This window comes from Pseudomonas sp. PVC-5-1, assembly GCF_057444345.1.
The window spans coordinates 4,649,917-4,668,850 of the sequence record NZ_CM172024.1 but is presented as its reverse complement, the minus strand read 5'-3'; the positions used below and the strand labels follow the sequence as shown (position 1 = coordinate 4,668,850).

General features: G+C 64.1%; 20 protein-coding genes. 13 read left to right on the top strand and 7 right to left on the bottom strand.

Going from position 1 to position 18,934, the window contains the following annotated elements; genetic code table 11:
- Window positions 1-16 precede the first annotated feature (16 nt).
- From AC2T3R_RS21350 to AC2T3R_RS21325, 6 genes are all read left to right on the top strand, one after another.
- Entirely contained in the window at window positions 17-922 is a 906-nt protein-coding gene (locus AC2T3R_RS21350) for an acyl-CoA dehydrogenase (RefSeq protein WP_486744228.1), read from the top strand.
- A 172-nt stretch (window positions 923-1,094) separates the two neighbouring features.
- Window positions 1,095-2,174, top strand: a complete 1,080-nt coding sequence (locus tag AC2T3R_RS21345; RefSeq protein ID WP_486744227.1) for a serine hydrolase domain-containing protein — start codon at window positions 1,095-1,097, stop codon at window positions 2,172-2,174.
- Window positions 2,171-2,467: an amidase gene (locus AC2T3R_RS21340; RefSeq protein WP_486744226.1), complete on the top strand. Its 297-nt coding sequence runs from the start codon at window positions 2,171-2,173 to the stop codon at window positions 2,465-2,467. The genes AC2T3R_RS21345 and AC2T3R_RS21340 overlap by 4 nt, the downstream gene beginning before the upstream one ends.
- Before the next feature lie 44 nt (window positions 2,468-2,511).
- The gene (locus AC2T3R_RS21335; RefSeq protein ID WP_015271669.1) at window positions 2,512-3,093 is read left to right on the top strand and encodes a YceI family protein; all 582 of its coding nucleotides are present in this window, start codon (window positions 2,512-2,514) and stop codon (window positions 3,091-3,093) included.
- 1 nt (window position 3,094) lies between these two features.
- Entirely contained in the window at window positions 3,095-4,252 is a 1,158-nt protein-coding gene (locus tag AC2T3R_RS21330) for a phospholipase D-like domain-containing protein (RefSeq protein WP_015271668.1), read from the top strand.
- A 51-nt stretch (window positions 4,253-4,303) separates the two neighbouring features.
- Entirely contained in the window at window positions 4,304-4,882 is a 579-nt protein-coding gene (locus AC2T3R_RS21325) for a DJ-1/PfpI family protein (protein WP_015271667.1), read from the top strand.
- Between the two features lie 124 nt (window positions 4,883-5,006).
- Here the strand turns inward: AC2T3R_RS21325 and AC2T3R_RS21320 are convergent, their stop codons facing one another.
- Window positions 5,007-5,405, bottom strand: coding sequence for a nuclear transport factor 2 family protein (locus AC2T3R_RS21320; RefSeq protein ID WP_015271666.1), 399 nt, complete (start codon window positions 5,403-5,405; stop codon window positions 5,007-5,009).
- Between the two features lie 115 nt (window positions 5,406-5,520).
- Here AC2T3R_RS21320 and AC2T3R_RS21315 point away from each other — a divergent pair, with 115 nt between their 5' ends.
- Both AC2T3R_RS21315 and AC2T3R_RS21310 read left to right on the top strand, forming a co-directional pair.
- Window positions 5,521-6,111 carry a GNAT family N-acetyltransferase gene (locus AC2T3R_RS21315; protein ID WP_013974061.1) on the top strand — a complete coding sequence of 197 codons (591 nt, stop codon included), beginning with the start codon at window positions 5,521-5,523 and terminating at the stop codon, window positions 6,109-6,111.
- Complete coding sequence (locus tag AC2T3R_RS21310; protein WP_486744225.1) at window positions 6,108-6,980, top strand: carbon-nitrogen hydrolase family protein; 873 nt, start codon at window positions 6,108-6,110, stop codon at window positions 6,978-6,980. The genes AC2T3R_RS21315 and AC2T3R_RS21310 overlap by 4 nt, the downstream gene beginning before the upstream one ends.
- 121 nt (window positions 6,981-7,101) lie before the next feature.
- On the opposite strand, the gene AC2T3R_RS21305 is transcribed toward AC2T3R_RS21310, so the two are convergent.
- Window positions 7,102-8,625, bottom strand: a complete 1,524-nt coding sequence (locus AC2T3R_RS21305; protein ID WP_013974059.1) for a fumarate hydratase — start codon at window positions 8,623-8,625, stop codon at window positions 7,102-7,104.
- Between the two features lie 248 nt (window positions 8,626-8,873).
- Between AC2T3R_RS21305 and AC2T3R_RS21300 the strand changes: the two genes are divergently transcribed.
- Window positions 8,874-9,794: an iron-sulfur-binding ferredoxin reductase gene (locus AC2T3R_RS21300; protein WP_486744224.1), complete on the top strand. Its 921-nt coding sequence runs from the start codon at window positions 8,874-8,876 to the stop codon at window positions 9,792-9,794.
- A gap of 140 nt (window positions 9,795-9,934) precedes the next feature.
- Here AC2T3R_RS21300 and pyk read toward each other — a convergent pair whose 3' ends face one another.
- The gene (gene pyk / locus AC2T3R_RS21295; protein WP_013974057.1) at window positions 9,935-11,389 is read right to left on the bottom strand and encodes a pyruvate kinase; all 1,455 of its coding nucleotides are present in this window, start codon (window positions 11,387-11,389) and stop codon (window positions 9,935-9,937) included.
- 179 nt (window positions 11,390-11,568) lie between these two features.
- Here pyk and AC2T3R_RS21290 point away from each other — a divergent pair, with 179 nt between their 5' ends.
- The 3 genes from AC2T3R_RS21290 (at window position 11,569) to sbcB (ending at window position 13,943) form a co-directional block, all read left to right on the top strand.
- Entirely contained in the window at window positions 11,569-11,955 is a 387-nt protein-coding gene (locus tag AC2T3R_RS21290) for a tol-pal system YbgF family protein (RefSeq protein WP_003259593.1), read from the top strand.
- Between the two features lie 123 nt (window positions 11,956-12,078).
- Window positions 12,079-12,438: a PilZ domain-containing protein gene (locus AC2T3R_RS21285; protein ID WP_003259592.1), complete on the top strand. Its 360-nt coding sequence runs from the start codon at window positions 12,079-12,081 to the stop codon at window positions 12,436-12,438.
- Between the two features lie 71 nt (window positions 12,439-12,509).
- Window positions 12,510-13,943, top strand: coding sequence for an exodeoxyribonuclease I (gene sbcB / locus AC2T3R_RS21280; RefSeq protein WP_486744223.1), 1,434 nt, complete (start codon window positions 12,510-12,512; stop codon window positions 13,941-13,943).
- Between the two features lie 85 nt (window positions 13,944-14,028).
- Here sbcB and mvaT read toward each other — a convergent pair whose 3' ends face one another.
- Complete coding sequence (mvaT, locus tag AC2T3R_RS21275) at window positions 14,029-14,406, bottom strand: histone-like nucleoid-structuring protein MvaT (RefSeq protein ID WP_015271662.1); 378 nt, start codon at window positions 14,404-14,406, stop codon at window positions 14,029-14,031.
- A gap of 284 nt (window positions 14,407-14,690) precedes the next feature.
- Between mvaT and purU the strand changes: the two genes are divergently transcribed.
- On the top strand, window positions 14,691-15,542 hold the full coding sequence (gene purU / locus AC2T3R_RS21270; RefSeq protein ID WP_015271661.1) for a formyltetrahydrofolate deformylase: 852 nt from the start codon (window positions 14,691-14,693) through the stop codon (window positions 15,540-15,542).
- A gap of 286 nt (window positions 15,543-15,828) precedes the next feature.
- Here the strand turns inward: purU and gpgF are convergent, their stop codons facing one another.
- Genes gpgF through gpgS form a run of 3 tightly spaced genes read right to left on the bottom strand, consistent with a single transcriptional unit; the run spans window position 15,829 to window position 18,696 of the window.
- Window positions 15,829-16,821 carry a glucosaminyl phosphatidylglycerol flippase gene (gene gpgF, locus AC2T3R_RS21265; protein ID WP_015271660.1) on the bottom strand — a complete coding sequence of 331 codons (993 nt, stop codon included), beginning with the start codon at window positions 16,819-16,821 and terminating at the stop codon, window positions 15,829-15,831.
- The gene (gene gpgD, locus AC2T3R_RS21260) at window positions 16,818-17,582 is read right to left on the bottom strand and encodes an N-acetylglucosaminyl phosphatidylglycerol deacetylase (RefSeq protein WP_015271659.1); all 765 of its coding nucleotides are present in this window, start codon (window positions 17,580-17,582) and stop codon (window positions 16,818-16,820) included. Before gpgD ends, gpgF begins: the two co-directional genes overlap by 4 nt.
- The gene (gene gpgS, locus AC2T3R_RS21255; RefSeq protein WP_015271658.1) at window positions 17,575-18,696 is read right to left on the bottom strand and encodes an N-acetylglucosaminyl phosphatidylglycerol synthase; all 1,122 of its coding nucleotides are present in this window, start codon (window positions 18,694-18,696) and stop codon (window positions 17,575-17,577) included. The genes gpgD and gpgS overlap by 8 nt, the downstream gene beginning before the upstream one ends.
- Window positions 18,697-18,934 lie beyond the last annotated feature (238 nt).

Sequence of the window (18,934 nt, the reverse complement as noted above, 5' to 3'; positions counted from 1 at the left end):
AGCAAGGAGCCGACCGATGGCCTGGTTGCAACGACTCAACGACCCGCTTCGCCAAGCGCTGGCGGGCACTCTGGGCGAAACCTATGCCGCGCTGCTCGAGCGCCTTGGCCCTGTTGCCCCGTTTGAGCTGGCGGTGCTCGGTGGGCGCGCGATGGCCACCCCCGGCCTGGCCTTCCTGGTCGGCTACCAGGCCGCCTTGCGCGTGCTGTGGCCCAGTGCTCCACCCAGCCTCGGCGCCCTGTGCGCCACCGAACGGCGTAGCGTGCGGCCGGCGGACATGCGCACGCGCCTGGACGGCTTGCGGCTGACCGGCAGCAAGGACTTCGTCACTGCCGGCCTGGAGGCGGAATGGCTGCTGGTGGCGGCGCGCTGCGAGGCGACGGGCGCGGCGCCGCAGTTGAACCTGGCGGTGGTCTACCCCGGGGAGCCAGGTGTGACGCTGGAAGCGCTGCCGACGCTGCCGACGCTGCCGACGCTGCCGCTGATGCCGGAGGTAGGCCATGGGCGACTGGTGCTGGAGCACGCGGCGTGCGAGTTGTTGGCCGGTGATGGTTGGGATGCCTATGTGAAGCCGTTCCGTTCGCTGGAGGACTTGTATGTGCTTACGGCGTTGACCGCCTGGTTATATGGCGTGGGGCAGGAGTGCGCCTGGCCGCAGGCCCTGCGCCTGCAGCTGCTTGGGCTGCTGGCCGGGTGTGCCGAGGGTAGTCGGCAGTGTGCCGATAGCGTTGGCTGCCATTTGTTGCTGGGGGGATTGTTTGCACAGTTCCAGGCGCTGCGAGGGGAGATCGATGCCGCGTTGGCGGCGGGGCCGGCGCAGTGGGCGCAGATCTGGCAGCGTGACCAGGGGGTGATGGCGCTGGCGGCGGCGGCGCGGGAGAAGCGGCTGAACAAGGCTTGGGCTGCTGCGGGATTGTCATGAATGCCTGATAGGTTTGTGTGATCCGATGAATCCTGGGGCCGCTTTGCGGCCCTTTCGCGACACAAGGCCGCTCCTACAGGGGAACGCGTCAAGTTCAGGCTGACGCTGTACCTGTAGGAGCGGCCTTGTGTCGCGATAGGGCTGCGCAGCGGCCCCAATAACGGCGATCACGATGAAGGTACTGTTGATCATCCTGATAATGGTTGCGGGTTGTGCCCGGGCCGAAGACTGGCCTGAACCCGACTGGCCAATCGACAACACCCCCCTCGACTGGCAAGCCGTCGACGCCTACGCCTTCCCCGCACGCACCACCCCCGAACGCAGCGGCATCCGCACCGACGCCCTGCTGATCATCCGCGACGGCCGCATCCTCCACGAACGCTACGCCGCCCCCAGCACTGCCGCCACCGCCCACCTCACCTGGTCGATCAGCAAGAGCGTACTCGCCACGCTATTGGGCGTAGCCCAGGGCGAAGGCCGCTTCCAGCTGCAGGACCCGGTGACCCGTTTCTACCCGGCCATGCACGCCCATCCCGGCGTGCGCATGGCCGATCTGCTGCATTGGGCCAGCGGCCTGGACTGGCAGGAAGACTACGAGTACGCCCCGCTCAAGTCCTCGGTGGTGGCCATGCTGTATACCCGTGGCCGCGAGGACATGGCGGCCTATACGGCGGCGCGGGAAGCGGTGGCCAGCCCGGGCCAGCGGTTTCTCTATTCCAGTGGCGACAGCAACCTGCTGGCCGCCGCGTTGCGCGGCATGCTCGATGCCGGTCAGTACCCAGACTACCCCTGGCATGCGCTGTTCATTCCGTTGGGGATCGACAGCGCGGTATGGGAGCGGGACCGCGCGGGTACCTATGTGGGTTCGTCCTACCTGTACCTCAGCGCTCGCGACCTGGCGCGCATCGGCCTGCTGATGCAGCGCGACGGGCGTTGGCAGGATCGGCAATTGCTGCCCATGCCCTGGGTGGCTTTCAACCGCACGCCGTTTGCCGAAGCCGAAGCACTGCCCGGCGAGGCCAACCCCGGTGGCCACTGGTGGCTCAACCAGCCGCTGCCCGGTGCTGCCCGGCCTTGGCCGAGTGCCCCCGCAGACACCTATGCCGCCCTTGGCCACTGGGGCCAGGCGCTGTACGTGCTGCCCGCGCAAAAGCTGGTGATCGTGCGTTACGCCGATGACCGCGACGGCAGCTACCAGCACGATGAACTGCTCAAGCGGATACTCGCGGCGCTGGCTGGGGAGGGGGCATGAAGCGGGCGCTGCTGGTGGTGTTGCTGGGGGTGGTCTACTGGGCCTGGCATGAGCGCCAGGCCCTGGCGGACTTCCCCGGTATCCTTTCGGCCTACTCGGCCAAGGAATATTGCTCGTGCCGCTTCGTCATGGGGTTCGAGCCGGCGTATTGCCAAGGCTACGTGAAGCAATGGCTGCCGCTGAGCCTGCTGGAGGAAGACAGCCAACAGCGGCAGGTCACCGCCGAAGGCCTGGGCCGTCGCAATCAGGCTGCCTGGCAAGGCCCGCGCGAGGGCTGCCGCTTGCTGCCGTGAAGGCGGGCGGGTAAGGTTGGCGGCCTGGTTTCACGAGATCTGTCATGTTCAAGCTGCCCCGCCTGCTGCCCGCTTTGTTGCTGGCTTTTTGCCTGCCCGCCCACGCCAACTGGCACCTCGATGGCGAGTCTTCGCGCCTTTCGTTCATTACCGGCAAGAACGGTAACACCGCCGAAGTGCACCGCTTCCTGGTGCTGCATGGCACGGTCGACCGCAAGGGAGTGGCCGCGTTGAGCATCGAGATGGACTCGGTGAGCAGCGGTATTCCGCTGCGTGATGAACGCATGCGCGAGGACCTGTTCGAGGTCGAGCGCTTTGCCGAAGCCAAGGTGCAGGCGCAACTGGACCTACGGCCGATCAACGACCTGGCCAACGGTGCCCAGATCGAACTGCGCCTGCCATTGACCGTGACCCTGCATGGCCAGTCCCACAGCTACAACGCCCTGCTGCTGGCCACCCGCCTGGACGAGCGACGCTTCCAGGTGGTGACCCTGGAGCCCCTGGTGCTGCGCGCCGAGGATTTCGGCCTGCTGCCGGGGCTGCAACGCCTGCGCAAGTTCGCCGGGCTCAAGTCCATCAACCCGTCGGTGCCGGTTAGCGCGGTGCTGATCTTCACCGCCCGCTGACATGCCGGGGCCGGTCTTTCCCTGGCGGGATGGCAACCAGTTCGAACTGCTGATCGACGGCCCCGAGTTTTTTCCGCGCATGCTCCTGGCGATCATGCGCGCCGAATTCCAGGTCGACCTGGAACTGTACCTGGTTGAGGCCGGTGACTGCGCGGATGCGGTGGTCGAAGCGCTGGAGCAGGCCGCCCGACGTGGCGTGCGGGTGCGCTGCCTGTTCGACGACTATGGCTCGCTGGCCTTCAACAGCAAGTTGCGTCAGCGCCTGCTGGACGCAGGTGTGTACCTGCGCTGGTACAACCGCCTGCGCTGGAAGCGTGGCTTGCGCAACCTGTACCGCGATCACCGCAAGTTGCTGCTGGTGGACGAACGCTGGGCAGTGGTGGGCGGCACGGGCGTCACCGACGAGTTCTGGACGCCGGGCGAGGCGACCAGTGAATGGCACGAGGTGATGGTGCAGATGCAGGGGCCGGTGGTAAGCGACTGGCAGTTGCTGTTCGACCGCCAGTGGCACGCCAACAACCGTCGCACAGCCTGGCGCCCCGCCGAGGGCTTTGGCCTGCCGCGCCTGCCCAAGGTGCCTGCACAGGGGCAGGGCATGGGCCGGGTAGCCTATGCCGACGCCCGCCAGCACCAGGACATCCTGCATTCGCTGGTGCGCGCGATCAACAGCGGCAAGCAGCGAGTGTGGCTGGCCACGCCTTACTTCCTGCCGACCTGGAGCGTGCGTCGGTCGCTGCGCCGGGCTGCCGGGAAGGGGGTCGATGTGCGGCTGCTGCTGACCGGGCCGCGCACCGATCACCCATCGGTACGTTACGCCGGGCATCGCTATTACCCGCGTCTGCTGCGCGCCGGGGTGCGTATCTACGAGTACCAGCCGTGTTTCCTGCACCTGAAGATGGTGTTGATCGACGATTGGGTCAGTATCGGCTCATGCAACTTCGATCACTGGAACCTGCGCTTCAACCTCGAGGCCAATATCGAGGCACTCGACCCGCCGCTGACGGCTGCCGTGCAGGCCAGTTTCGAGCGTGATTTCGCCTTGAGCGAGGTGGTCGACCTGGGCCACTGGAATGCCCGGCCGCTGTGGCGCCGGGTGAAGCAGCGGTTGTGGGGGTGGCTGGACCGGTTGGTGGTCAACTTGCTCGACCGTCGCGACTGAGACCAGCTATCGTGCAGTGATTGGCTCAAGGCAATCGAAGGAGTGGGTGCGATGACGGCAAAGAAAATTCTCATGTTGGTCGGCGACTACGTCGAAGATTACGAAGTCATGGTGCCGTTCCAGGCGCTGAGCATGGTCGGGCACACGGTGCATGCGGTATGCCCGGAAAAGGTCGCGGGGCAGACGGTGCGTACCGCGATTCATGATTTCGAGGGCGAACAGACCTACAGCGAAAAGCCGGGGCACAACTTTGCCTTGAATTATGACTTCGTGCGTGTACGGCCCGAGAGTTACGACGCGCTGCTGATCCCGGGTGGTCGTGCACCGGAGTACCTGCGCCTGGATGAGCGGGTGCTGGAGCTGGTGCGGGCGTTCGACCAGGCCGGCAAGCCGATCGCGGCGGTTTGCCATGGTGCCCAGTTGCTGGCGGCGGCCGGCGTGCTGGAAGGGCGCGAATGCAGTGCGTACCCGGCGTGCGCCCCGGAAGTGCGCTTGGCGGGCGGGACATTCATCGATATCGCGGTGGACCAGGCGCATGTGGACGGCAACCTGGTGACGGCACCGGCATGGCCGGCGCATCCGGCGTGGTTGGCGGCATTCCTCAAGGTGCTTGGTACCCGTATTGCCTGATACGGCCTTATCGCCGGCAAGCCAGCTCCCACAGGTTTAGCGAAGGTTTCAAGACCTGTGGAGTACCTGTGGGAGCTGGCTTGCCGGCGATGAGGCCAGTGCAGGCAACACAGCTCAACCAGGCTTAACCCACCTGCTCGACCCAGTCATTGAGGTTGTAGTAGTTGGTCACCCGGGCAATCTTTCCGCAGTGGATATAGAAGAACGCTCCTGCCGGCAGCACATAGGTTTGCCCGTTGGCCGCCGGCAACCCTTCGTCATCGGCCAGATATTCCCCATGCACGGTGAACTCCGCCGCCGCGCGGCTGCCGTCGGCGTTCTGCATCACCACGATATCGGCCAGGCGCTCGCGGTAGCAGCGGTTCATCTTGTCCATGAACGCTGCAAACCGGGCCTTGCCCATCTGCCGCTCGCCCTGATTGATGTCGTGGATCACATCCTCGCTGAGCAGGGCGAGAAAGGCCGGCATGTCGCCCGCATTGAAGGCGGCGTAGTAAGCATTTACCAGTTCGGTAGCGGTCATGGAACAATACCTGTCGTGGAGGGAAAAGGCGGGTCGTCGCTCCGGATGATAGGGTTTCCCCTCAAGCCCGGCTTAGCCGAGCGCGTCATCCACATCGACAAAACGACCGCCAAGCATGGAAATACGCCTGTTGCACGGCGCCGCTATCGCGCCTTACATCGATGACCTCGCTCGCCTGCGCCTTACCGTGTTTCGCGAGTTTCCCTACCTTTATGACGGCACCCCGGAGTACGAGGCCGACTACCTGGCCACTTATGCCCGCTCCGGTCGCAGCCTGGTGGTGCTGGCGCTGGACGACGGCAAGGTGGTCGGCGCCTCCACCGGCCTGCCGCTGGTGGATGTCGCCCCCGAGTTCCAGCAGCCGTTCCTGGCCCAGGGGCGCGACCCGGCCAGCGTGTATTACTTCGGTGAATCGGTGGTACTGCCCGAGTACCGTGGCCAGGGCCTGGGGGTGCGCTTTTTCATCGAGCGCGAGTCCTACGCACACAAGCTGGCCGAGTTCGACTATTGCGCGTTCTGTGCGGTCGAGCGGCCAGGTGTGCATCCGCGGCGGCCTGCGGACTACAAGCCGTTGCATGGCTTCTGGCGTAACCGCGGCTTCCTGCACGACCCGTCGCTGCGCACCAGCTACGCCTGGCGCGACCTGGACGAGCAGGAAAGCTCCGACAAGCTGATGTCGTTCTGGCTCAAGGAACTGCCGATATGATCCGCCTGGCGGCCTGCCAGTACGCCATCGAGCTGCATGAAACCTGGGAGGCCTACGCCGATCATCTGCAAGCCCTGTGCGCCGGGGCGGTGGACGCGGGGGCCCGCTTGCTGCTGTTGCCGGAGTACGCCGGCCTGGTGCTCAGCGGGCAACTGAGTGCCGAGCAGCGGGGTGACCTGAAGGCCTCCATCGCCGGTATCCAGCCGCTGATCGAACCCTGGAGGGCCTTGTGCGAGAGCCTTGCCCGGCGCTGGGGTATCTACCTGCAACCGGGTAGCGTACCGGTGCTGGACAGCGATGGGCGCTACCGCAACCGTGCCTGGCTGTTCGGCCCCAAAGGTGTGCTGGGCTACCAGGACAAACTGATGATGACCCGTTTCGAACGGGAGCAGTGGGACATAGCCGCGGGCCAGGGGCTGCAGGTGTTCGACACCGAACTGGGGCGCCTGGGGATCCTGATCTGCTACGACAACGAATTCCCGATGCTGGCGCGGCGCCTGGCGGAGGGTGGTGCCGACCTGATCCTGGCGCCGAGCTGTACCGACACCGAGGCGGGTTACCACCGGGTGCGCATCGGTGCCCAGGCGCGGGCGCTGGAGAACCAGATTGCGGTGTTGCAGAGCCCCACGGTCGGGCTGGCGCCCTGGTCGCCGGCGCTGGACGAGAATATCGGCCGGGCAGGGCTGTTCGTGCCGCCGGATCATGGGATGCCGGGGGATGGGGTGGTGGCCTTGAGTGAAGAATCGAGCCCTGCCACTAGTCAGTGGCTGGTCTGTGAGGTGGACCTTGAGGAAGTACGGCGGGTGAGGCGGGAAGGGCAGGTGTTTACCCGCAGGGACTGGCCGGAGCAGTTTGACAGAGTCCTGTGAAAACAGCGGCGGCCTCTTCGCGGGCTTGCCCGCTCCCACAGGTACAGCGCAAGCCCGAGGGCTACGCGTTACCTGTGGGAGCGGGCAAGCCCGCGAAGAGGCCGCCGCTGTTACATCAGGCTTACTTCACTTCGACTGCCAGGCTCTGGGCAATCTTGCTCTGCCACAGGGCAGGGCCAGTGATGTGTACCGACTCACCGTTGCTGTCCACGGCGACGGTCACCGGCATGTCCTTGACCTCGAACTCGTAGATCGCTTCCATGCCCAGCTCGGCGAAGGCCAGGACCTTCGACTTGCGGATGGCCTGGGCCACCAGGTAGGCAGCACCGCCGACGGCCATCAGGTACACGGCCTTGTTGTCCTTGATCGCTTCGATGGCGGCAGGGCCGCGCTCGGACTTGCCGATCATGCCGAGCAGGCCGGTCTGCTCGAGGATCTGGCGGGTGAACTTGTCCATGCGGGTGGCGGTGGTCGGGCCGGCTGGGCCTACCACTTCGTCACCGACCGGGTCGACCGGGCCAACGTAGTAGATGAAGCGGCCTTTCAGGTCCACCGGCAGCTCTTCGCCACGGTTGAGCATTTCGACCATGCGCTTGTGCGCGGCATCGCGGCCGGTCAGCATCTTGCCGTTGAGCAGGATGGTTTCGCCCGGCTTCCAGCTCGCGACTTCTTCCGGGGTGATGGCGTCGAGGTTGACGCGACGGGCGCTCGGGCCGGCTTCCCAGACGATTTCCGGGTAGGCGTCCAGCGACGGCGCTTCCAGCTCGGCCGGGCCGGAGCCATCGAGCACGAAGTGGGCGTGGCGGGTGGCGGCGCAGTTGGGGATCATGCACACCGGCAGCGAAGCGGCGTGGGTCGGGTAGTCCATGATCTTGACGTCGAGCACGGTGGTCAGGCCACCCAGGCCCTGGGCGCCGATGCCCAGCTGGTTGACCTTCTCGAACAGCTCCAGACGGATTTCTTCCAGGCGGTTCTGCGGGCCACGGGCTTTCAGTTCGTGGATGTCGATGGACTCCATCAACACTTCCTTGGCCATGACGGCGGCCTTCTCGGCGGTACCGCCGATGCCGATGCCGAGCATGCCAGGCGGGCACCAGCCAGCGCCCATGGTCGGGACGGTCTTCAGTACCCAGTCGACGATCGAGTCGGACGGGTTGAGCATGGCCATCTTCGACTTGTTCTCCGAGCCGCCGCCCTTGGCTGCGACATCGACCTCGACCTTGTCGCCGGGGACGATGGAGTAGTGGATCACTGCCGGGGTGTTGTCCTTGGTGTTCTTGCGGGCACCGGCCGGGTCGGCCAGGATCGAAGCGCGCAGGACGTTTTCAGGCAGATTGTAGGCGCGACGCACACCTTCGTTGATCATGTCGTCGACGCTCATGGTGGCGCCGTCCCAGCGCACGTCCATGCCCACGCGGATGAACACGGTGACGATACCGGTGTCCTGGCAGATCGGGCGATGGCCAGTGGCGCACATGCGCGAGTTGATCAGGATCTGGGCGATGGAATCGCGCGCAGCAGGCGATTCTTCACGCAGATAGGCCTCGTGCATGGCCTGGATGAAATCGACGGGGTGGTAGTACGAGATGAATTGCAGGGCGTCGGCGACGCTCTGAATCAGGTCGTCTTGCTTGATCACGGTCATGCAGCGCGCTCCTCTTAAAGACGGGAACATTCATTACGGCGCTCGACGGTGCCGACCAGCGTGTCGAAGCGCCTTGCAAGGCGCCGGCAGGTCAGGCCGACGGAAAAAGGCGCGGCAGTATAGCGCGCATCCGTGCCGGGCACACCTGCGGTCGGTCTGGACCATGGTCGGCAGTGGTTGGGCATCCTTTTTGCTGCCGTTGCGTGCTTGGCTTAAAGTGCACTGTAATATGTGGAGAAAGACCGACCATGCCCGTACTTTGCGTGGGCGAGCGCCGCTGGGCGGTGCCGACCGGCAGCAACCTGCTCGATGCCTTGAACGAGGCCGGGCTGAACGTACCCTTCAGTTGCCGCGCCGGCAGTTGCCATGCCTGCCTGGTGCACTGCCTGGGCGGGCAACCGCTGGATGCCATGCCCGAGGCCCTGGCGCCGGACAAGCATGCCCAGGGCTGGCGGCTGGCCTGTCAGTGTCGGGTAGTCGAAGATCTGCGCGTGGCGCTGTTCGACCCGCAGCAGGATGGCCTGCCGGCGCAGGTCTGTGCCCTGGACTGGTTCGGCGATGTGCTGCGCGTGCGGCTGCGGCCCGAACGGGCAATGCGTTACCAGGCGGGGCAGCATGTGGTGTTGTGGAATGGCGCGGTGGCGCGGCCTTACTCCTTGGCCAGCCTGCCGGGCGAAGATGATTTCCTCGAGTTTCATATCGACTGCCAGCACCCCGGCGCCTTTTGTGACAAGGCCCGTGGCTTGCAGCTGGGTGATGTGCTGCGCCTGGGCGAGCTCAGGGGAGGGGCCTTGCACTACGACCCGGACTGGCAACAGCGGCCGCTGTGGTTGCTGGCGGCGGGGACCGGGCTGGCGCCGTTGTGGGGCATCTTGCGCGAGGCTCTGCGGCAGGGGCACCAAGGGGAAATCAGGGTCATGCATGTGGCGCGCGAGGGCGTTGGGCATTATCTGGCCGAGCCGTTGCGCCAGATGGCGGATGTGAGTGTCGAGTTGGTACTGGCAGAGCGGCTGGATGAAGCGTTGGCCGGGTTGCGGCCGTCATCGCGGCAGACGGTAGCGCTGGTGTGCGGGGCGCCGGGGAGTGTCGAGCGGTTTGCCCGGCGGTTGTTCATTGCCGGGGTGCCACGGGGGCAGGTGTTTGCCGATGTGTTTGTCGAGCATGCCTGAGGCATTTGTGTTGATCGTGCCGGCCCATTCGCGGGCACGCCCGCTCCCACAGGTACAGCGCTAGCCTCAGGCTTGTTGCTAACCCTGTGGGAGCTGGCTTGCCGGCGATGGGGCCGCAGTGCGGCCCCGTTTGGAGCAGATCAACCGACCAGCGGATCACCGACATGCAGGATCTTCATGCCATTGGTGCCACCGATGGTGTGGTAGCTGTCACCCTTGGTCAGGATTACCCAGTCACCTTGCTCCACCAGGCCACGCTTGAGCAGTTCGTCGACCGCTGCCTGACTCACCTTGTCGGCCGGCAGCGAGGCCGGATCGAAGGCGATCGGGTACACGCCGCGGAACATGTTGGCACGGGCCTGGGTGGCGCGGTGCGGCGACAGGGCGAAGATCGGCACGTGCGAACGCAGGCGCGACATGATCAGCGGGGTGTAGCCACTCTCGGTCAGGGCGATGATCGCCTTCACGCCCGGGAAGTGGTTGGCGGTGTACATGGCCGCCAGGGCGATGCTCTCGTCGCAGCGCTCGAAGGTAGTGTGCAGGCGGTGGCTGGACTTCTGGCTGGTCGGGTGCTTTTCGGCACCCAGGCAGATGCGGGCCATGGCCTGGACAGCTTCGATCGGGTAGGCACCGGCGGCGCTCTCGGCCGACAGCATCACCGCGTCGGTGTTGTCCAGCACGGCGTTGGCTACGTCGGACACTTCGGCACGGGTCGGCATCGGGTTCTGGATCATCGACTCCATCATCTGGGTCGCCACGATCACTGCCTTGTTGTTGCGGCGGGCGTGCTGGATGATCTTCTTCTGGATGGCGATCAGCTCGGCGTCGCCGATTTCCACGCCCAGGTCGCCACGGGCGACCATGACGGCGTCGGATGCGAGGATCAGCTTGTCGAGGGTCTCGTCGTCGGCCACCGCTTCGGCGCGTTCGATCTTGGCCACCAGCCAGGCGCTGCCGCCAGCTTCGTCACGCAGCTTGCGCGCGTATTCCATGTCGCTGGCGTCACGCGGGAAGGACACGGCCAGGTAGTCCAGGTCCATTTCCGCGGCCAGCTTGATGTCGGCCTTGTCTTTCTCGGTCAGGGCCGGTGCGGTAAGGCCGCCACCTTTACGGTTGATGCCTTTGTGGTCGGACAGCGGGCCACCGATGATCACCACGCAGTGCAGGGCATCTGCGGTGGCGGTCTCGACGCGCATCACCACGCGGCCATCGTCGAGCAGCAGTTCGTCACCAACGCCGCAGTCCTTGACCAGGTCGGGGTAGTCGATACCGACGATGTCCTGGTTGCCTTCGGTCAGCGGGTGGGCGGTGGAGAAGGTGAACTTGTCACCGATCTTCAATTCGATACGCTTGTTGGCGAACTTGGCGATGCGGATCTTCGGACCCTGCAGGTCGCCCAGCAGTGCAACATGGCGGCCGTTCTTGGCGGCGATGTCACGGATCAGGCGCGCGCGGGCCTTGTGCTCGTCCGGAGTGCCGTGGGAGAAGTTCAGGCGTGCCACGTCCAGGCCGGCGAGGATCAGCTGTTCGATCACTTCCGGCGAGTTGCTGGCGGGGCCAAGGGTGGCGACGATTTTGGTACGGCGGATGCTCATGCACAGACTCCTATAGTGAAGCGCAGCGAAAGGCTACTCCTGAATCTCGCTGTAGTCATTGTTCCGTTGCACTACCTGCGACCGAGGCAGGGTGGCATTTGAACGGGCAGGGCATCCTTGCAAAAGGGTGTGAAGATTTGCCGGCAAAGGCCGATACACTGGCATCAAAGGAGACCCCCATGCGAGCCCTGATCGTTTTAGCCCTGGCGGCCAGCGCCGTCGGCTGCACCCGCTGGTCCATGGACCACCACCTGAACAATGCCTACCGTGCCTACGACCGTGGCGATTGCGCGCGGGTCATGCTCGAGCTGTCGCAGGTCGACCGCACCAGCCGTGCACGACCGTTCATCCACCCCGAGGTGTCGCTGCTGCGCGGTCAGTGCCTGGAGCGCCAGGCCTTGTACGTGGATGCGGCGCAGACCTACCAGTACCTGATCCAGCAGTACCCGGGCAATGAATACGCCTATCGTGCCCAGGCACGCCTGCAGACCCTGGAGAAACTCGGCCATTTGCGCGGCACCGAAGCCGCCGTGGCGAACCCGGTGACCGCCGCACCTTGGCGTTAACACCAAGGTGTGATTTATTTCACGGGATTTGCCGCGCGCGCTGCGCTAATCTGTAACTCAGTTGTTACAACAACCGCCAGTTCCACGTATTCCTGGCATCGGATACGGACTGCACTTGCGATCATGTTCAACAAGCGCCACATCGAACGCCATCAGCTGCCTTGTGTACTCAAGGTGTTCAATCGCATTACCGGCCAGGCCATCGGCCAGCTGGGTAACGCCTCTGAAGACGGGCTGATGCTGATAAGCCAGCTACCTGTGCTGGTCGGGCCCGACTACGATCTGCAATTACGCCTGCCGCTGCTTGGTGGCGGGCATCAATTCGTCAACCTTACCGCCAGCTGCCTGTGGTGTCGTGAAGACCAGACTCCCGGGCACTACGATTCCGGTTTCATGCTGCTGCAGGCCCCCCGCGAGTACGATGAATTCGTCCGTTCGTTGCGCGACTATTTCAGTTTCCGCCCCGCCAACGCATCTGCCTGAACCTGCTGAGCCCCGGGCCCAGCTACTGGAATCGCGCTAGAATCGGGTCGACCTCGATACAGGACGACCCCGTGACCTCCAGCATTTTCTGGCACGACTACGAAACCACCGGCATCAACCCGCGTTGCGACCGGCCGCTGCAGGTGGCCGGCGTGCGCACCGACTTCGACCTCAACGAAATCGACGAGCCGATCAGCCTTTATTGTCGGCCCTCCGACGATATCCTGCCGCACCCGGCGGCTTGCCTGGTGACCGGCATCACCCCGCACCTGCTGGCCGAGCAGGGTTTGTGCGAAGCGGAGTTCATGACCCGGGTGCATGCGCAACTCGCGCACCCTGGTACCTGCGGTGCCGGCTACAACACCCTGCGCTTCGACGACGAAGTGACCCGCTACAGCCTGTACCGCAACTTTTTCGACCCTTATGCCCGAGAGTGGCAGGGCGGCAACAGCCGCTGGGACCTGATCGACATCGTGCGCACGGCCTATGCACTGCGCCCGGACGGCATCGAGTGGCCGCAACAGGACGGGCGCACCAGCCTGCGTCTTGAACTGCTGAGCAAGGCCAATGGCATCGACCACGGGCATGCCCACGAAGCGCTTTCCGACGTGCGGGCAACCATCGCCCTGGCCCGCCTGATCCGACAGAAACAGCCCAAGTTGTATGACTGGCTGTTCCAGTTGCGCAGCAAGCATAAAGTGATGGAGCAGATCAGTTTGTTGCAGCCACTGGTGCATATATCCGGGCGCTTCTCGGCGGCACGCAATTACCTTGGTGTCGTATTGCCGCTGGCCTGGCACCCGCGTAATCGCAATGCACTGATTGTGTGCGACCTGCATCAGGAAACCCTACCGTTACTACGGGAAAGTGCTGAAGTTCTACGCCGGCGTTTGTATACCCGCCATGAAGAACTGGCCGAAGGCGAATTACCCGTGCCGCTCAAATTGGTGCAGGTCAATCGCTGCCCGGTAGTGGCGCCACTTTCGGTATTACGCCCGGCCGATCAACAGCGGTTGGGTCTGGACTTGACGTTGTTACAATTGCGCGGCGAAGAATTGGCCGAGCAACAGGCGCAATGGCAAGACAAGCTGGAACACATCTACGGCAAGGAAGACTTCGCCCCGAGTGAAGACCCGGAACAACAGTTGTATGACGGTTTTCTGGGGGACCGTGACCGCCGCTTATGCGAGCAAGTTCGTGCACTGGAACCGGCGCAGTTGAGCCATGGGCAGTGGATGTTCGATGACCTGCGCTTGCCTGAATTGTTGTTCCGCTATAGGGCACGCAACTTCCCCGAGACCCTGACCGGCGAAGAGCGGCAACGCTGGTTCAGCTTCTGCCAGCAGCGCCTGAGCGACCCGCAGTGGGGCGCGCCGAATACGCTGGGCGACTTCGAACAGGCGCGGCAGCAGGCCTGGGAGGGCGCTGACGATGCGGGGCGGCTGGTGCTGGATGCCTGGCAGGTACATGCCCGGCAATTGCAGGCACAGTATGCAGTTGGCTGAGCGCTGACACAAAACGCGGACAAACAAAAACGCCGGCAATATGCCGGCGTTCTTGTTGCGATAAGCAGCAGGCGTGTGCGGACAATCAGTCCAGCAGGGTCGCCCAGCTTTCAACCACATCGCCACCCCACTTGGCTTTCCATTCTTTCAGGGTCTTGTGGTTGCCGCCTTTGGTTTCGATCACTTCATTGTTGTGCGGGTTCTTGTATTGCTTGACCTTGCGCGCACGCTTGGTGGCGGTAGTCTTGACTGCACCACGAGGGGCCTTGCTCAGTTTCGACTCTGGGTCGAGCAGGGCAATCACGTCGCGCAGCGACTTGGAGTACTCGCCCATCAGTGCGCGCAATTTGCCTTCGAACTCCAGTTCTTTCTTCAGCTTGTCATCCTGCGACAGGTTGGCCAGGCGGGCCTGAAGTTCCTTGATGGCTTCTTCGGTAGCGCGGTACTCGTTGATCAGGGACATGGAGTGTTCCTTAATGCGTGTTCAGAAATGTGTGGGGCAATAATAGACAGGCAATACTCGCAAGTAAACATATTGTTGGGCAATTAACTGTTAACTAAGCTGTGACAACCATTTCTCTACGTGAACAAAAATTTACAATTAACCCTGCATTTCGTCATGTCTGTCAGAGAATGCCGGTAGTGCATCTCGTCAGGAACACAGGCCACGGCCGCTGCGATCAATACTGCGTTTTTCCTGGCGGGCCGCTAGAATGAGCGCCTTTGCGAAGTTCTGGAGTCTCATTCATGCGCACCTATCGTCTGGTGATCGCCTGCCCCGACCGTGTTGGCATCGTGGCGAAAGTCAGTAATTTCCTGGCCTTGTACAATGGCTGGATCAACGAAGCCAGCCACCACTCCGATGAGCAGAGCGGTTGGTTCTTCATGCGCCATGAAATCCGCGCCGAATCGCTGCCGTTCGGTATCGAAGCCTTCCGCGAGGCGTTTGCGCCGATCGCCGAAGAGTTCTCCATGACCTGGCGCATTACCGACTCGGCGCAGAAAAAGCGCGTGGTACTGATGGCCAGCCGCGAGTCGCACTGCCTGGCGGACCTGCTGCACCGCTGGCACACCGATGAACTGGACTGCGAGATCCCTTGCGTGATCTCCAACCACAACGACCTGCGCAGCATGGTCGAGTGGCACGGTATTCCGTTCTTCCATGTACCGGTCGACCCCAAGGACAAGGCATCGGCCTTTGCCGAAGTTTCGCGCCTGGTGCAGGAGCACGCCGCCGACGTGGTGGTGCTGGCCCGCTACATGCAGATCCTGCCGCCGCAACTGTGCCAGGACTATGCTGAAAAGGTGATCAATATCCACCACAGCTTCCTGCCGTCGTTCGTCGGCGCCAAGCCGTATCACCAGGCGGCCCTGCGTGGTGTGAAACTGATCGGCGCGACCTGCCACTACGTTACCGAAGAGCTGGACGCCGGCCCGATCATCGAGCAGGACGTGGTGCGTGTCAGCCATGCCGACAGCATCGATGACATGGTCCGCTTTGGCCGTGATGTGGAGAAGATGGTGTTGGCCCGTGGCCTGCGTTATCACCTGGAAGACCGGGTGCTGGTGCATGGCAACAAGACTGTAGTTTTTGATTGACGGCCTTGGGGCTGCTTTGCAGCCCATCGCCGGCAGGCCAGCTCCCACAGGTTTGCACATGGCTTGAGGTCGATGCGGTCGGTGTGGGAGCTGGCTTGCCGGCGAAAGGGGCGCAAAGCGCCCCCCGGCAATCTTGAGGGATACGTAATGGCGAAGACTCGCAACAACCCCACCGCCTCACCCCCACCCACCCTCGGTGAAGGCTGCCTGGCCCGCTACGACCCCGAAGCCCTGGCCGACACCGATGGCACCGATTTCCCCGGCGCTGCGGAACTTTGGCAGCAGCTCAACCCGCCTGACGCCGCCAACGCGCCAGCAGCGGGCGCGCCAGCAGGCACACAAACACCGGCCCACCCGCCAGCAGATAAAAGTAGTAAGTGACCGCCCGCCATATCAGGATCGCCGCAGCCGCGGTCGAACTGCCCACCAGTGGCGTCAGCAAGCTGGCCGAAGTCAGCTCGGCGGCACCGGCACCGCCAGGCAGCAGGCTGAACTGGCCGGCACTGAGCGAGAGCATCTGCACCAAAAAGCTGGGGATCCACGCCAGGTCTACCCCCAACCCCCTCAATACCAGGTACAACACGCTGTAGCGCAGGCCCCAGTGGGCGCAGGTCAGGGTGAACACCAAGGTCAGCGTACGCTTGGGCAGGCGCCAAGTCTGCGCCAGTGCATCGATGAAGCGTAGCAGTTTGCGTGCCCAGCGCCGCTTGCGCTGGCGGCTCATGCCCAGGCGGCGCAGCAACCTGCCGTTCACGCGCATCACCGTGCGCCGGTAGCGCAGCAGGCCGATCACTCCGGCCAGTGCCGTGCACAGCAGCAACGCGCTGCCCAGCAACATGCTCTCCTGGCTGCGGCCCAGGCTGTGGAACAGTGCATAACCGGCAATAGCCAGCATCGCGCAGAAAAAGAACACCAGGTCGTTCAGCTGATCCATGGCAAACACCGCGCCGCTGCGCGCCGGGCCTATCCGGTCACGTGCCAGCAGGGCCATCAGGGTCAAGGGGCCGCCGCTGCCGCCGGGGGTGGTACAGATGGCGAACTCGGTAGCCATCACCACACCCAGGCTGCGCAGGCGCCCAAGCCTTGCTCCTTGCTGGCCGAGCAACAGGCGCAAGCGGATGGCGTTGATGACCCAGCAAAGCAGGATCATGCCCAGCAGGGTCAGCATGAGGCTGGGGGCGAAGCGCTGCAGCCTCGGTAGCAGCTCGCTGCCACCGAGCAGTGCCGGTACCAGCATGGCACCCAGCAGTGCCAGGGCCAGCCAGGCCAGGCGGTTCATACGCTGGCCTGGCGGTCGAGCCAGGTGGATTTGGTCAGCGGCTCTCGGCCCTGTGCCAGTAGCGTGTGCAAGGTGTTCAGCCAATAGTCGCGGGACGCGCGATGGCGCATGTCCACCGGGTGCAGGCCCAGGCGCAGGGTCTGGGCGTCGCGCCAGCGCCGGCATTGCCAGTCGCACAGCACCCGTGACAGGCCACGGCGCCAGGCGCTGCGTGCACTCCAGACAAGCCCTGGGGCCTTGATCGCGGTGAAGTCCGGTAAACGATACAGGTGCTGTGGCGTGCTGGTGTAGCGCAGCGGCAGACGGCGCAGTGCCTGGCGGGTGCCTTCGCTCATCAGCCAGGCAGGCGCGACGAAGCCTGCCACTGGCCAGCCCTGCTGGGCGAACAGTGCCAGGCCGTGCTCCAGTCGTTGCAGGGCCTGCTGCTGGTCAAGGGCGTAGAATTCCCCTTCGTGGGTATAGATGCGGCGCATGAAGTATTCGCCGGGTGTGCGCGGTGGTGGCCCGCTGTCGGCATGGTAGAAGCCGTGCAGGGCAAGCTCGTCGCCCTGGGCCAGGCGCCGTTCGAGCAAGCGGCAGAAGGTAGGCGAGCGTTGCAGCGGGTTGCGGTGGTGAAAGTCCGGCACCACCAGCCAGGTCATGGGGATGCCGCCGATGGCGTCGACGGCCTGGACGAAGGGCTGGTAGTCGGGCCAGGTTTCGGGCGCGACATCGTGCAGCACCAGCATCAGGCTGCGCGATGCCGGTAGCGGCTCAGCCATGGGCACGTACCTGTGGCTGGTGGCCGAGCACAGCCTGGTAGTGTTGCAGCAGGCCGGCGACGACGTTGTCCCACGAATAGTGCTGCTCGGCATGGCGACGGGCCTGTACCCCAAGCGTGCGCACACCGGCTTCGAACGCCTCTTGCACGGCCGTCGCCATGGCCTGGCTATCGTTGGGGCGGCACAAGCGCCCGCATTGTTCGTTGACGATTTCGCCGAAAGCACCTGCGCGCACGGCCACTACCGGCGTGGCGCTGGCCATCGCTTCGAGAATGACCAGGCCGAAGGTTTCCTGGTCACCGGCATGCACCAGCAGGTCGGCGCTGGCCATCAGCCGGGCGACTTCCGGTGCCGGGCAGAAGTGATCGATCACACTGACGTTCCGCGGTACGTTGGCCGGCATGTTCGAACCCACCAACAGCAAGTGGTAGGGGTGGCCCAGGTGCTGCATGCAGTCGAGCAGCACCGGCAGGTTCTTTTCTCGCGAGCCACGGCCGGCGTAGATCAGCAGGCGACTGGTTTCGGCAATACCCAGTTCGGCACGCAGCTGCGGGTCGCGCTGGTTGGGGTGGAAGGTGGCCAGGTCGACGCCCAGGCGCTGCACGTGCACATCGCGCACGCCCAGGCGGCGCAACTTGTCTGCCATGACCTGGCTGGGGGCCAGGACCCGGTCGAAATTGCCGTACAGCTTGCTGACATAGGCCTCGACATTGGGGGTGAACCAGTTGCCCATGCGGTTGCTGACCAGCAGCGGCAGGTCGGAATGGTAGAAGCCGATTACCGGCACATCGAGCTTGCGCCGCGCTTCCAGCGCAGCCCAGGCGGTCAGGTAGGGGTCGCCGACTTCGATCAGGTCGGGCTTGAGCCTGCGCAGCACATTGCACCAAGGGGCCAGGCGTACCGGGAAGCGGTAGCCATTGCCGAACGGCAGTGGCGGTGCGGGCACCTGGTATATGCCATCGGCGTGCTGGGCGCTGGCACCGGGTATCAGCAAGCTGTGGCGGACGCCCTGGATGGCGTCGAGGCGGTGGTGTTTGGCATCAAGATAGGTACGTACGCCACCACTGGCGGGGGCGTAGAACATGGTGATGTCGGCGATGTGCACGATCAGCATCCCTCCGGGATCGTCTTCGGGTCTGTCATCCGGCGTTAACGGGCCGGCGATGACGCGCCTAAAGGTTGACCTATCAGAAGGATAGTTTGTTCGATCGGGGTTGGGTGGGGTTGGGAAGAGGGTAGGCTGCACAAGCGTTGTAGGAGCAGCCTTGTGCTGCGAAGGGGCCAGAGAAGGCAACACAGTTGTATTGCCTGTACTGGCCTCTTCGCAGCACAAGGCTGCTCCTACAAAGAGA

Excerpts from the sequence above, each read along its gene's own strand:
- AC2T3R_RS21345 (WP_486744227.1), top strand. The coding sequence starts at position 1,095 with ATGAAGGTACTGTTGATCATCCTGATAATGGTTGCGGGTTGTGCCCGG.
- gpgS (WP_015271658.1), bottom strand. The coding sequence starts at position 18,696 with ATGCTGATCGTGCACATCGCCGACATCACCATGTTCTACGCCCCCGCC.
- AC2T3R_RS21335 (WP_015271669.1), top strand. The coding sequence starts at position 2,512 with ATGTTCAAGCTGCCCCGCCTGCTGCCCGCTTTGTTGCTGGCTTTTTGC.
- gpgF (WP_015271660.1), bottom strand. The coding sequence starts at position 16,821 with ATGAACCGCCTGGCCTGGCTGGCCCTGGCACTGCTGGGTGCCATGCTG.
- AC2T3R_RS21310 (WP_486744225.1), top strand. The coding sequence starts at position 6,108 with ATGATCCGCCTGGCGGCCTGCCAGTACGCCATCGAGCTGCATGAAACC.
- AC2T3R_RS21300 (WP_486744224.1), top strand. The coding sequence starts at position 8,874 with ATGCCCGTACTTTGCGTGGGCGAGCGCCGCTGGGCGGTGCCGACCGGC.
- mvaT (WP_015271662.1), bottom strand. The coding sequence starts at position 14,406 with ATGTCCCTGATCAACGAGTACCGCGCTACCGAAGAAGCCATCAAGGAA.
- AC2T3R_RS21305 (WP_013974059.1), bottom strand. The coding sequence starts at position 8,625 with ATGACCGTGATCAAGCAAGACGACCTGATTCAGAGCGTCGCCGACGCC.
- AC2T3R_RS21330 (WP_015271668.1), top strand. The coding sequence starts at position 3,095 with ATGCCGGGGCCGGTCTTTCCCTGGCGGGATGGCAACCAGTTCGAACTG.
- AC2T3R_RS21320 (WP_015271666.1), bottom strand. The coding sequence starts at position 5,405 with ATGACCGCTACCGAACTGGTAAATGCTTACTACGCCGCCTTCAATGCG.
- AC2T3R_RS21290 (WP_003259593.1), top strand. The coding sequence starts at position 11,569 with ATGCGAGCCCTGATCGTTTTAGCCCTGGCGGCCAGCGCCGTCGGCTGC.
- AC2T3R_RS21350 (WP_486744228.1), top strand. The coding sequence starts at position 17 with ATGGCCTGGTTGCAACGACTCAACGACCCGCTTCGCCAAGCGCTGGCG.
- purU (WP_015271661.1), top strand. The coding sequence starts at position 14,691 with ATGCGCACCTATCGTCTGGTGATCGCCTGCCCCGACCGTGTTGGCATC.
- AC2T3R_RS21285 (WP_003259592.1), top strand. The coding sequence starts at position 12,079 with ATGTTCAACAAGCGCCACATCGAACGCCATCAGCTGCCTTGTGTACTC.
- AC2T3R_RS21325 (WP_015271667.1), top strand. The coding sequence starts at position 4,304 with ATGACGGCAAAGAAAATTCTCATGTTGGTCGGCGACTACGTCGAAGAT.
- pyk (WP_013974057.1), bottom strand. The coding sequence starts at position 11,389 with ATGAGCATCCGCCGTACCAAAATCGTCGCCACCCTTGGCCCCGCCAGC.
- gpgD (WP_015271659.1), bottom strand. The coding sequence starts at position 17,582 with ATGGCTGAGCCGCTACCGGCATCGCGCAGCCTGATGCTGGTGCTGCAC.
- AC2T3R_RS21315 (WP_013974061.1), top strand. The coding sequence starts at position 5,521 with ATGGAAATACGCCTGTTGCACGGCGCCGCTATCGCGCCTTACATCGAT.
- AC2T3R_RS21340 (WP_486744226.1), top strand. The coding sequence starts at position 2,171 with ATGAAGCGGGCGCTGCTGGTGGTGTTGCTGGGGGTGGTCTACTGGGCC.